This is a genomic window from Bradyrhizobium sp. USDA 4510 (assembly GCF_054059095.1).
The window spans coordinates 5,073,841-5,086,896 of record NZ_JBSSBT010000001.1; the positions used below are offsets into that span (position 1 = coordinate 5,073,841).

At 54.7% G+C, this 13,056-nt stretch carries 9 protein-coding genes and 1 pseudogene; 1 reads left to right on the plus strand and 9 read right to left on the minus strand.

All coding sequences use genetic code 11. The features are described 5' to 3' along the window. Nucleotides 1-40: 40 nt before the first annotated feature. From ACVMDN_RS23585 to ACVMDN_RS23610, 6 genes are all read right to left on the minus strand, one after another. On the minus strand, nucleotides 41-1,144 hold the full coding sequence (locus ACVMDN_RS23585) for a glycosyltransferase family protein (RefSeq protein WP_456834899.1): 1,104 nt from the start codon (nucleotides 1,142-1,144) through the stop codon (nucleotides 41-43). A 329-nt stretch (nucleotides 1,145-1,473) separates the two neighbouring features. Then, a complete protein-coding gene (locus ACVMDN_RS23590; protein ID WP_092089898.1) occupies nucleotides 1,474-2,037 on the minus strand; it encodes an acyltransferase in 564 nt (187 codons plus the stop codon). 220 nt (nucleotides 2,038-2,257) lie between these two features. Further along, the gene (locus tag ACVMDN_RS23595; protein WP_456843654.1) at nucleotides 2,258-3,061 is read right to left on the minus strand and encodes a hypothetical protein; all 804 of its coding nucleotides are present in this window, start codon (nucleotides 3,059-3,061) and stop codon (nucleotides 2,258-2,260) included. Between the two features lie 624 nt (nucleotides 3,062-3,685). Then, a complete protein-coding gene (gene wecB / locus ACVMDN_RS23600; RefSeq protein WP_456834897.1) occupies nucleotides 3,686-4,771 on the minus strand; it encodes a non-hydrolyzing UDP-N-acetylglucosamine 2-epimerase in 1,086 nt (361 codons plus the stop codon). A gap of 5 nt (nucleotides 4,772-4,776) precedes the next feature. After that, complete coding sequence (gene asnB / locus ACVMDN_RS23605; RefSeq protein WP_456834896.1) at nucleotides 4,777-6,798, minus strand: asparagine synthase (glutamine-hydrolyzing); 2,022 nt, start codon at nucleotides 6,796-6,798, stop codon at nucleotides 4,777-4,779. Beyond that, nucleotides 6,799-7,974 (minus strand): lipopolysaccharide biosynthesis protein, encoded by a 1,176-nt coding sequence (locus ACVMDN_RS23610; RefSeq protein WP_092089894.1) that lies wholly within the window; start codon nucleotides 7,972-7,974, stop codon nucleotides 6,799-6,801. A gap of 451 nt (nucleotides 7,975-8,425) precedes the next feature. Here ACVMDN_RS23610 and ACVMDN_RS23615 point away from each other — a divergent pair, with 451 nt between their 5' ends. Continuing rightward, nucleotides 8,426-9,430 carry a Wzz/FepE/Etk N-terminal domain-containing protein gene (locus tag ACVMDN_RS23615; RefSeq protein WP_143029792.1) on the plus strand — a complete coding sequence of 335 codons (1,005 nt, stop codon included), beginning with the start codon at nucleotides 8,426-8,428 and terminating at the stop codon, nucleotides 9,428-9,430. A gap of 42 nt (nucleotides 9,431-9,472) precedes the next feature. On the opposite strand, the pseudogene ACVMDN_RS23620 reads toward ACVMDN_RS23615, so the two are convergent. The 3 genes and pseudogenes from ACVMDN_RS23620 to ltrA (ACVMDN_RS23630) form a co-directional block, all read right to left on the minus strand. Further along, a pseudogene (locus tag ACVMDN_RS23620) lies at nucleotides 9,473-9,550 on the minus strand (transposase domain-containing protein); the annotation flags it as partial. Between the two features lie 206 nt (nucleotides 9,551-9,756). Beyond that, nucleotides 9,757-11,139 carry a group II intron reverse transcriptase/maturase gene (gene ltrA / locus ACVMDN_RS23625; RefSeq protein ID WP_456835857.1) on the minus strand — a complete coding sequence of 461 codons (1,383 nt, stop codon included), beginning with the start codon at nucleotides 11,137-11,139 and terminating at the stop codon, nucleotides 9,757-9,759. Nucleotides 11,140-11,635: 496 nt separating this feature from the next. Next, nucleotides 11,636-12,862, minus strand: a complete 1,227-nt coding sequence (gene ltrA, locus ACVMDN_RS23630) for a group II intron reverse transcriptase/maturase (protein ID WP_456835862.1) — start codon at nucleotides 12,860-12,862, stop codon at nucleotides 11,636-11,638. Nucleotides 12,863-13,056 lie beyond the last annotated feature (194 nt).

Genomic DNA, 13,056 nt, shown 5'->3' on the forward strand with positions numbered 1-13,056 from the left:
TCTAGCCGCTTGACGCAGGAAAGCGTACGCGACCGTGCGCTCACATCGGAATGAGCCCGAGACGGCCATATAGAGTGCGCATCGCGTTACGCGCTTGCCCAAGATACTCACGCTCGAAAAGGCGTCTCGCATTCTCACCCATGCGGCGGCGCTCTGCGGGCTCCCTTAAGGTCTCTACAGCAGTCGCGAGCTCAGCGACATCCCCATATCGAACAACGATTCCGCAATGCTCGCGTGCTAGCCGCTCCCCTAACCGCATTCCCGTCGAACAGATGCTTGGCTTTCCTAGCATTAGTCCCTCAAAGAATTTATTGGGCGCAGCGAATTGATTGACTACGATCGACGGGTCGTACGTCAGAGCCATGATATCAGCAGCGCGCGATCGCGATAACGCTTCCTCATGCGAAACTCGATTGACTTGTTCGAACCCATACTGGTCAAGAATTTGACGCGACCTCTCATCCGCAATGGTCCCATAGAGATCAAGCTTAAGTTTGGGATCATCTCCAACGAGCCGACACCAAGCATCCAGGTTGCGTCGATAAGATACAAATCCAGAAAGGCTAATGGTTATATTGTCGCCACCGCTGAACTGGTATCCGGTGAACTGATCCTCCTCAGGCGAGTTCGTCATAACGACAGCGCGCTTGCGCGCGGCCTGGGGCACAAAGTCCATTAATTCCGGGGACACGACAATAATTCCATCGCTCACTCGAGCAGCGAGAGACTCGAGAAAGTGCAGCGCGCGCGGAACCAAAGGCCCGTAGTGACTAGTGGACAGCTTGACGGGATCGCGTATATCAAAGATGAGATGCGGAGATCCGAACAACTTGCTGGTGATGCCCGCAACAGCCGAGAACACATCGCAGAACTGCACGATGTCGGGACGAACGCGAGCAACCGTGCGCACCAAGAATGCCTGATAGGCCGCAAGGGCCTGCGCGCGACGTCTTAACCCCTCGAACGAACCACGGGAAGTGTACAGTTCGTCGACGAAATCTGCGGGGGTTCGGCTGCTGCCAGTATCTAATTCGGCGCCAACGATTGTTCCAGAGAACCCATTCTCGCGTAAGAATTTCACATAGCGTTCGACAGCCGGGGTGACATTTAGTGGCATGGCACGCGCGAAAAGTATTGTCGTCAAGGGATTGGCTCCACGAGCACCGCCGGAACCCACTTAGCTGGAAGATCATCGAAAACGACCGCGAACCAATCTTCTCGGAGATTCGCCCCTCCATGCGATTCAGAGCATTCGTGCTTCCTACTACGCACAGTGAGCGCCCAATCCACTGCTGGTTCCAGGTAAGTGGATCGGCCTACCACGCAAAACTGCTCGTCCAAGGAGTTTGGCTCCTCCATCGTGCATCCTTCGACGTGTTGATCGCACATTAGTCTTACCTCGAATATCGAGACAGTTGATGATCGGAGGCACCGACGTTCCCGACTAAATGAATGAAGTAAGCCAACTATGATCTAGACAGGCTCGCAAGTTTCATCCTCAATCCGATAGCTATCGCCACACGCTTCGCATGCAACGCGCCCAGATGCATCCGGCAGCCGGACGCCACATCGGCACATCCATCCCCGACGTGCGGCGGGAACCCCCAACATCAGCGCAAATGGAGCAACGTCGCGATTGACGACAGCCCCAGCGCCAACGAATGCATACTCACCAATTGTGGTGCCGCACACTATCGTGCAATTGGCTCCCAACGTCGCTCCCTTGCGCACAAGCGTTTGGCGGTACTGGTCTTTCCGCGCGATCGCTGACCGCGGATTATAAACATTGGTAAATACCATGCTTGGCCCGCAAAAAACATCGTCTTCAATCCGGACGGCATCATACACTGAAACGTTGTTTTGAACCTTTACGTTGTTGCCAATGACAACGTCGTTGCCGACAAACACGTTTTGACCAAGCGAACAATCTGCGCCGATCCGAGCTTTTCCACAAATGTGAACCCAATGCCAAATTCGACAGCCGTCACCGATCTCGGCACCTTCATCCACGATTGCGGTGGGATGTATAGTTACCATCCAATACCTCCGAACAAGAATGCCCCTTGCAGGGTATAGCTACTAGATGTCAACCCAAATCCAAACCAGATGACGGCATCATCGCCCGCTGACACATCTTCAGCGACGACTTCACGCTCCGACGCCATCGGACAAGGCTCTGCGCCCTCTCTATACAGGGTGCACCAGATAACAGGGTGCACCAGAAGCTCAGGATCCGAGCCCACAATGCGTCGACATCTCAAGTCGCGCCCCACGTCGCCGAAGCTGCATCAGACGAACTTTCGCTCTTCGGACGAACGTTTATCCACGAAGACGCAATGATGCACAACAAAAAACCATTACCGATCAGAACGCTGAGGAAAGGCCCAAGAAAGACGCTGAACAAGAATAGCGGTAAAATACATTGCAGAGCTCGGTCGCTTGAACGCGCAAAATAGCTAATTGTCGCTCCGATCAGCACGCTGAAAACAAGCACGCCGATCCAGCCAAAATTTATGAAGGCGTCGACAAAGTAGGCTGCATTAGCCGCGCTGGTACCCGTGAGAGAAGGCCCCCACTCGTACACGAAGACTTCGCGCTCAAAATAGATCCGCGGCAATTCCATGATCTGCGAGAGCATTAGGTTCGTCGCGCCCAACAATAACTGCCCCTGATAGCTCTTCCACCAGTAATCCAGCGAGTCAGTGACGGTCCTACTCGGAATGTAGAGACCCCGATAGACCAAGAAGTCCCTCGCATTCATTCCAGAAGATTCAGCAAATCCAGAAATCAACGTGTTCATAAATAACAGCAAGACCGCCGCCGCGAGAAGCCACGTAAGCTTAAATCGCTTGGTACCACTCACAGCAACAATCGCCATCAGCGGGATAAACAATCGCAAGAAAAAGGCCTTCTCGACGAATGCCAGAGTGTACAGAAAGAAGATCCCTAAAACCACCCAGCGGAAACGATAACGCCGCAAAATCGCAACGCAGATACAATAGGGTAGCAAGGCCCCCGCAAGTAGAATATTGAGATAAGGCAAAATCGCTGCCCACCCCACCCCCGCGCCTTAAGAAAGTTTTCACGCGAAACCGCAATTTGCTCAGGGGTAGCCCCCCGGAAGGCATCCAACAAAGGCAGCGACGGCGCTGTAACCATTGTCACGACACAAAACACTAGAAACAAGAGTGTCACGCCGTAGACTAGAATGCGCCCACGCGCATCGACGAAGACAGTCGAAGGTCGCCCTCGAAAGAACAGCATGGAACCTACCGCAACTCCGACAGCGGCCAACCAAGGGAGAAAGACCATATCGGAACGCGTGCGCGCGGACATCGACAGGTCCAAAAACCAGATCGTCACACCGTAATACGAGCCGATACCGACGATGAAAAGTGATGCACCCGAGGCAGGCTTCACCAAGAATCGTAGGAGCCTCTCCATGGAATTGATCCGTTACGATCTTCTACCGATGGCCGAGATCGTCGTCATCGGCGCAAGCTTTCCGATCTGGGCTTACAGACCCTACTGCCGAAAATACCGTATACGTCCATAACATCTCCCCAGGGTCGGTTCTAGCAAATGTGACTGGGCCTATCAGCAATACACATGAAACGCACCGATGGAGACCTTCCACGTCTTTGCCGAGCGGATCATCAGTGGCAGCAGGCGATCGCTCCTGATTTCAGTCTTGGCCTCGTCCAGCGCAAAGGGACAGAACCCTCTCCACAACTTTTTCGGAAGCGTGGCCGTCACCGTAGAAATTCGGCCAAACTGTAGGTCCCCTGGCTTCGCGGATCGCGGAACTTATGCGATCAGGATCAGCACCAACCAACGTATTCCAACCGCTTTCGACCAACTCGGTCCACTCGGTTTCATCCCGCATTGTCACACAAGGCTTCCGCATGAAGAAGGCCTCCTTCTGGACACCTCCCGAGTCCGTCGCGATACAAGAGGCATACCGCTCAAGCTGTAGCATCGTCATAAAGCCCACGGGATCTAGAATAGTTACATTGCTAGGTACCGCCAATTGGTAGTCGGTGAGCTTATCACGCGTTCGCGGATGGAGCGGCAGCAGAACCGGACCGCCAGAGCGACGCAACCCTTCAAAAATTCCGGCCAGACGTGTTCGATCGTCAGTATTCTCCGCGCGATGGATCGTTGCCAAAGTGAATCCGGAGCATTCCAAGCCATAGTCCTTTGGGTCGAATTTTTCGACGGCCGACGCTCCGTAGCGCAAGCATGCGTCGAACATTACGTCGCCAACGTTTTCGATGCTTGATTCCGACAGTCCCTCCAGAAGCAACTGACGCAAAGCAGTTTCGTTGGGAGTGAATAGAACGTCGCTAACGTGATCTGTCGCAATCCGATTAATCTCTTCGGGCATGGCGCGGTTGGCTGACCGGAGGCCTGCTTCGACGTGGGCTACGGGAATATGCAGCTTGACTGCAGCGAGCGCGCCGGCCAGCGTGCTGTTCGTATCGCCATAGACAACAACCGCTTCAGGCCGCTCGGTCAGAAATATGCTCTCAATTTGCTCGAGCATCCGACCAGTCATCGCACCATGAGACAGGCCGTGCACAGCAAGACGATATCGAGGAGCTGGAATCTGCAACTCCGCAAAAAAGACATCGCTCATATTCCCGTCGAAATGCTGACCAGTGTGAACGATATAATGGTCCACGTCAGCTTTTGCGGCAAAAGCGTGCGCAACGACTGCAGCCTTTACAAACTGTGGGCGTGCACCCACTACTGAAATTATCCGTCGCATATTACTCACAGTCGGATTTGAAATTTCTTAAGCCACGCTCCAAAACATACCACCCGCCACACGTGGTAGCTAAATGGAGCCTTACCCGCTAACACGTTCGAGAGCACTTCGCGCATCGCCGGCTTGATGATTCCTCCAGACCATTTGATCGCCTCGTCAATCCTGTCGGAGACTTGTCTCGCTTGCTTGCCTTTCATCCAATATTCTTCCGCGGTCAAGAACCCCTTCTTGTCATGACGAGTCAATATTCTCTCAGGAACCAGACCACGCATAGCCTCTCGAAGCACGCGCTTGGTTAGACCACGCTCGAGCTTGAACGCGTCGGGCAAACTAAGGACAAATTCGACTAAGCGATAATCAAGAAATGGCACACGCGCTTCGATGGAATGCGCCATCGAGTTTCGGTCCTCCCAATGCAGAAGCATCTGCAGGTTGGCTCCGCTCAGCTGGGCGAGCGAAAGTTCGCGAACCGACTTGGCGCGCGCTCCAAGCGCCACCATAGGATCACGGTCCACCGCACCGAGCGCATGGACGTCGATCCAATCTCTTCGCATCTGCGTCATTCCCCCCAGTGCACCCAACGGACGAATTGAAGAAGGCATGAGATTTGCGAGAAAGTATTGCAAGAACTTATTAGGCCCGTAACCATGTAGCGCTCTTACAGACTGGAGCTCTGCACTAAATTCACTCAAACTCCCTTTCCGCAAAAGCCCAGAAAGCCTAGCGCCAATGAAGCCGTGATAACCAGCCAGATGCTCGTCGGCGCCTTGACCATCGAGCATAACGACAACATCTTGCTCGTGCACCGCGCGAAAAATGCTCCACTGCGCGAAAATGCTGCCCGACCCAAACGGCTCGTCCTGCGTCCAGACCAGATCGTCGATTCGATCGAACAGTTCCTCGCCAGTCGGGAAGACGTGCGTTTCTTGAATATTGGTTCCGCGGGTTACCTCGGAAATGTAATCTCGCTCATCGATGCTGGAAAATTCCGAACATGACGAAAACGTTCTCTGGGGCTGCGTATTGCCTATCGAATCTAACAAACCACGCACCAGGCAAACGACGGAAGATGAATCAAGTCCTCCGGAGAGACAGGATCCAAGCGGCACATCTGCCCGCATTCGCAAACGCACTGCATCCAAGAGCAGTTCTCGCAGATGCTGCGCAGCGTCCTTAAACTCCAAGGGTACACTGCGTATTTTCGACGAGAGGTCATACCACCTGGTTATCTTTAGCTTCGGCTCCAATGCTTCAACCAAACGTCCACTCGTATCCAATTGCACAACGGCGTAGTGGCCGGGCGGAATTTGATAGACTCCCTTGAATAGGGTCTCCTCGCTATGATCTTGGAGCCCCCATGCGAGAAAATCGAACGCGGGTTGAGCTCCAATCTCACGACGCCAAGTCGGCAACGCTGCGAATGCTTTGATTTCGGAAGCGAAGGCCAGGGAGTCGCCCCCCTCTCCGACTAAGTAGTAAAGCGGCTTGATACCGAATCGATCTCGGGCAAGCAGAAGTTTTTTCGTTTGCCGATCATACAGCGCCAAGGACCACATGCCGTTGCAGCGATCGAACAGCTGTACACCCCACTTGTCGTAAGCGGCCAACAAGACTTCTGTATCAGTACCGGAACGAAACGTGTAGCCGTCTTGTTGTAATTGCTCGCGCAGCTCAATGTAGTTGTACACTTCGCCGTTATAGACGATCCAGTAGCGGTCCATATACGACATAGGCTGATGGCCGAGCGGAGATAGGTCGACGATTGACAATCGGCGGTGCCCCAAGGCAACAAATGACCGCTCCCCACTGCCTAGCCAGTCCCGTTGATGTATCGTCGGCCGATACGGTAACGAGTCCATTCCGTCGAACACGGCTGTGTCGTCGCCGGCCAGACAAAGAGGTCCCCTCTCTGGAAAAACCACGTATCCTTCGTCATCCGGACCTCGATGGCTGATAAGCTCCGCCATTCCGACCACATGACGAATGTCGATTGAATTCGACTGAATTAGTCCAACAATTCCGCACATCTAGAGCGCAACCCGATCAGCAAGGTGAAGATAGACGACATAGCAGAAGAATTCGCTTCCGACATAAACAACGAGTAAGTGCTCTAGCGAAACGTCGCCGGCAAACGTCCAAAACAAACCAGAAGTCACCAGAAAATAGAACGTCTGCCAGATCGCGCAGATGCGCAACCGACGCTGCAAAATGAAGATACCTGTTACCGGAGAAACGCAGCATCGCACAGCGACCGGAGCGAATACCAAAAGAAGGAACGCAGTGTCAGTGCGCCAATGGCTTCCTAGAAGTAACGAGAGCGCTGGCGATCCGAACAACCCAACACATACCAAGCCTACGCACGTCGCTACCGCCAGGCTGATCACAACACGCCGCTGAAATCCTCTTACGGACTGCCCGGCGCGGATAATGTCCCCCGCACGCTTCATAAAAACTTGCCCTACGGCCAAGGCAAACAGCATAAGTGGTGCGGCAAGGAGTCGTTGCGCCTGAGCGTAGTTGCCCGCATCCATTGGCGAATAGTGCGAAGAGATATACCATATCGGAATAGCCAACGAGACCGTATCAAGGATTGAAGTAGGGAGCGACATCAATGGAAATTCGCGGAGTCGCCAAGCCTCCGAGATAACATCGCGCATATCTGCAGGCCGCAGCCCGCTGATGAACTTCGCGGCAACTGGCAAAGCAGTGAGGAAGCCGAGCAAGCAACTACCGACGAGACCGATCGGCAGAGTAATCGCGGCAACCGAAAACATGGCAGGCTGTCCAGCACGCAGTATACTCGACCACGCAAATTGGCCGCGCCGGATAGCGAACGTCGAGGTTGCTTGATAGATGCCGCAAATTAAGGCAGCCGCTGCGATCCAGGATGGGTTCAGTTGAGCGCCCACCGCACGGCGAAATAACTCCTCTCCCCATTTCGAGCTAACGAGGACGAGTACCAAGGCCGCAGTGACGGCAGCTGCCAAACAAGCGACAATAAATACTCGAACTATTTGATTATCGGCAGAGGCGTTGAGCGCAGCGTCATAACGAAGGCAAGCAACAGCCACGAAAACATTGCACACCGCCAAAAAGACGGCATATTCGCCAAACTGAGCTGGCGAGTATATGCGCGACAAGAACGGCGTCGCCGCCAAGACGATCAGCTGACCAGCCGCCGAACCTCCAGCGATAGTGGCCATATGCCTTAGGAATTGACTCCTAGCTAGCCGGCTGCTGCTCTTGATATGCATATGCGTCGCGAGGGAACCACGTTTAAGGACGCGCATGGGTCACAGTTGAGTTTAGAGCGCCAGTCGGCGAGGACCTTTCGTCTCGGCACGCGTCCGACTCGACGCACCGGACAAATGATGAACAACTTTTGATAAGCCTGGGATTTCCCCCCTGCTGCAGCTATCCGTTCAGGTTGCCAACGTCAATCCCCGCTCTGAACGCCGCATGGGCCAAACGAATGAGGCCCTTTTGCGGGGAGAAAGCCAGCTTCCGCTTCGCCGTCGATGTCCCGCTGAAATCGCCACAGTTGCCTCAATCTGTGTTAGGCGTAAATGTAAATAGCGCCGATTTCCTGAACGCAAATCGTTTGTCGCTGGCTCGCGCTAGAGGCAAAACGACTCCTACCTTCCGAGACCCGCAATGCATCTTACAACCATGCGAACCACCGATTGGCTTTCTCTTGTTTGGAAGAATAAATACGTGGTTCTGCCTTGTGCGATCATAACCTTGATAATCGGCGTAAGCCTCGCAAGTCTCCTTCCTAAGACTTATGAATCGAATGCGTTGATCCGTGTAAATACGATGGACGCGTTTGCTCCATTTGCGGTGCTGATACCTGATGCTTCTTTTGGTACATCATCAAACATGGAACTCAGAGCGCAGCGGACCTTTGTAAATTTGGCTCGCGACAATAGCGCTTGGCGCACATACGTACTCTCTCATCGGCAGCTGTTTGGTCGTATCGACCTGAACGACGCTAATAAGCTCCGAGATATTATCACCAAAGATATCGTTATTGTCCCGTCGCTCAACACTCAGGATCCGACAGATACGTCGATTCAGATAAGGTTTAGGTACAAGGGAGAGACATCTGGTCCCGAGATTTTGAATGGGTATGTCAATTCAACGATCGCCGCCACTAAGCAGACCATTTTGGCGGAAGGTCGATCAATTCTGATTGCGGCGAAGACCAAGTCAGAACTCGAGCTGGCGAGACTCCGTCAATCACGGGATTTGGCCGCGAATCAACAAATGCTTGAATACCGGAATGCCTTTGACGCCGCCAAAGATGCGGGAATTGAGAAACCTTTGGCAGTCAGCTCTACCGCGTCCGTATCAGTTATAAACGGACAGATGCCACTTTATCTAAATGGCACTACGGTCTTGGATGCTGAATTGAAAGGCCTTTCGAAGCGGATAGGAAACGATCTCGCTATTCCTGGATATGCCGACATCATGGCCTCTATAACGGATTACGAGAGCAAGCTAAAACTCCTCGATAATGCCTTGGCTGATCCGATGCGGGTTACCCAATCAGCCTACGAGTACCCATCAATATTTCCGCCGATGCTTCCAATAGCGCTAATTTCCTTCTTGATAGGGGGCGTCCTAGCAGTCTTGTGGAGCTATCAGCGATCGAAGTGATTTATCACGCCCACGATGACGCTTGGCCGTTCGACCTTGCTGGTTCCATGGCATAAGCGCGTCGATTTCGCTGCTCGGCCAACCGTTGGCGATACGCTGAAGTGTTAGAGCGAACCAGGCGGATCTGCGCCGCTGAGATCGATACCGCGCCGTCCGACGCCGAAGGCCAGATGAACTCGCGGCATAGAGCGACATGCCCAACCCATGGTGAGTCGGCCCCGGGAGTTGCACCCGGAGCACCGGGTCACCGGAGGCGGTCGCCCGCCCCCGGTTCCCACAGAACGTGGCGTGCGGATTTCCCGCACCGACGCTCTTCGACAGTTGGTTCACAGCACTGCAAGCGCTTGCAGCTCCCGATAAGGGAGGCGCAGCTTAGGCTTCAGCAACGGTGTCCGTTCTTTGATTTGGTTGAAGGCGTCCCAAGTGAGGCGTCGGCCTGCCCAGCTGCGGCTGCGCAGCATTCCGCGCCAGTAACGCTCCACGGCCCGATAGACTTTTACGAGGCTCCGGAGATTTCCGGCGACGCCGTAATAGCCATAGTGGCCGCGCAGGACGAGGTTGATTTCATCGGCCTGGTCACTGATCTTGTAATGCCGTATTTGCCGCATCAGCTCCTGCAGAGACATAAGGCTGCGCTTTAGCCGAGATTTCTCGGTGCGCATCCCAACCTTGAAGTTGCCTTTTTGGTTTCGCGTGCAATAGAGCGTCAGCCCCAGAAAGTAGATTGTTTCCGGGCGGTTTCTGCCGCGTTTGCCCGCATGTCTTTGCGCGAACCGACCAAACTCGACCAACTTGGTCTTGGTCGGCTCTAGAGTGAGGCCGAACTTCCCCAACCGAAGACGCAAGGCCTCCTGTACGCGGGTGGCGTCCGATCGATATTGGAAGCAGATCACAAAGTCGTCGATATAGCGCACCAGTCGGGCTTCGCCCCGCAACCGACCCTTCACCACGCGTTCGAACCAGAGGTCGAGAACGTAATGAAGGTAGAGGTTGCTCAAAAGCACACTGATCGATCCGCCTTGTGGCGTTCCTTGTTCGCTCGGGTGCACCGCTCCGTCTTCCAGGATGCCCGCTTTCAACCAGCGCCGGATCAAGCTGATCAGGCGCGGATCACCGACTCGATGTTCGACAAACCGGAGGACCCGATCATGATCGAGACTCCCGAAGAAGTTCTTCAAATCCGCCTCCAACACCCAGCTGATCATGCCGCCGGCGATCACCTCATTGAGGGTCGCCAAGGCATGATGGGCGCTGAGCTTCGGCCTGCCGCCGAACGAGCAGGGTAAGAAGTCCTGCTCGTAAATAGCGGCCAGCACCTCAGCCGTGCTGCGCTGGAGCGCCCGGTCGGCGACAGTTGGAACCCCGAGGGGGCGCTTCTCCGTCTTACCGGGCTTGGGGATATAGACCCGCCGAATGTTCGGCGCCCGATATCCCTGGCGATGGATGGATTGGAGCATTGGCCCTATCCAGTCCTCGAAGCTCTCCTTCGCCGCCTCCACCGTCTGTCCGTCCACCCCGGCGGCGGAGCGCTTCGGAATCTGTAATAGATTCTTTTGCACTCGGTCGCGCGTGATGTGATGGGCCAACGAGGTGAAGCGAAGATTTGTCTCGCGCCGAGCTTTCACTGCTATTTGTTCAAGTTTCGTTTCCATGGTCAGCTGATCTTCTCTTTGCATAGAAGGCCGTAACTCCCGTTGAATGGAGCCCATGTCGCCCAAGAACAATTCAACTACCGCTGACCGCTTCCCCATGTGGCCGGCTCTCCCGTCCTCGGAGTACTATCGGTCAGTCTGACTTCCACCCGGTCGTCAGACCCTTCTCACCTCAGCGGCTTGGCAGGTCTTACAAGCTTGCGCTTGAACCGGATGGATCTCCCTTGTTCACGCTGCTTCCTTTGATTGCATGCTGGCGGTACGAACCCCGGGAGCACCTCTGACCGCTCGCGTTGTCGCGGCCTGCGGTTCCGCCTTCCCCTTTGAGAGACAGGGTCGGCTACTCCGATCACGTTCGATTTCGGGGCTATTTTCCCGTTCACTTCATTCCGGCCTACAACCTCCCTGTCTACGCTTCGCAACGGCCGTTACCGGACGCCACGCAAGACTCGGTTCGCGGCTGCTCGCTAGGCTTTGCCGCGGCCGTCATCTCAGACGGCAGACTTCAACGCGCTTGCAAGGCGCAACGCTCTCCGAACCGTACGTGACGCTCTCACGTCATACGGCTCTCAGCAAGTAACGAAGCAGAACTCAACCTCGCCCAATGAGCAAACAGCTTCGGCCTGCGGCGGCGGATCAATCTGAGCCAGGTGGAGGCTCTGACTTTTCCATTCTTCAGCCCTTTGTATTTGCGTCGCGCCCAGCGGTTTAGAGATTCGTCGACGTATCGATACAGGTTGTGCATTTCTGACCGCCCATATCTGCCGTAGTACTGCATCCATCCACGAAGGATGGGATTCAGTTCCAAGGCGATTGCGTCGACTTCCGTCTGCGAGCGAAGCCTGAGCCGGAGCTGCCGGATCGTCATACGCATAGACTTCATCGCCGCCCTGCTGGCCGCTGGTGAGAACGTACAGAAGTTTTCTTTCTTCTGATGATTTCTTGCCCTGCGCGGTCGAAAGGTAAATCCCAGAAAGTCAAATGACTGACTGGCATGGCTACCCGGGCGGTTGCTGTCTTTGCAGTAGACGATCTTGGTCTTGTCGGGATGCATTTCGAGTTCGCATTCCTCAAACCTTGCTTGCAGCGCCGCCTTGATGGCTTCCGCTTCAGCCTTGGTTCGGCAATGAACGAGCCCGTCGTCCGCGTATCGACACCATGGTGACCGCGGGAAGTTCCGCGCCATCCATGTATCGAACGCATAATGCAAGAACAAATTGGCAAGGACGGGACTGACCACGCCGCCTTGGGGTGTGCCCCGGTCGCGAGCGGTGATTGCTCCATCTTTGCCTTGCATCGGCGCTATTAGCCAGCGTTCGATGTAGAGCAGAGCCCATTCGTCTTGCACATGCTTCCTGATGGCCTTCATGAGCAACCTGTGGCTGATATTGTCGAACAGGCCTTTGATATCGAACTCCAGCACCCAATCCATCTTCCAACACCGTTGCCGGGTGACGCCGACGGCGTCCAGCGCGGATTTTCCGGGCCGGTAGCCGTAGGAATCGGGAAGGAAGATTTCCTCGAGTGCTTGTTCAATCTGCAGCTTGACGACCGTCTGTGCCACGCGATCTGCTACTGTCGGCACGCCTAGAACGCGTTGTCCGCCGTTCTTCTTGGGAATGGGGACAGCCCGAACGGCAGGTGGAAAGTAGCTGCCAGAAGACATTCGATTCCAGACCTTGTAAAGGTTGCCCTTCAAGTCCTTCTCAAAAGCTTCGAGCGACACCTTATCCACGCCGGCCGCGCCCGCATTGGCTTTGACCAATCGGTAGGCCTTCATCACTGTTTGCTTGTCGATATTGTACTGCTTACGTTCGGTTATACCCACATGTCCTCCTGCTCATCACAGTTGCATGCGGGCGGAACCCACTTGCCTCGGCCCCTTCGCTCCAGTCCCATTACAGCACCTTCATCACTACTACGAGCCGATCCGCCCCAGTGTTGTGCTTCGGTACTCTCGTCTCGCGGTGTGCG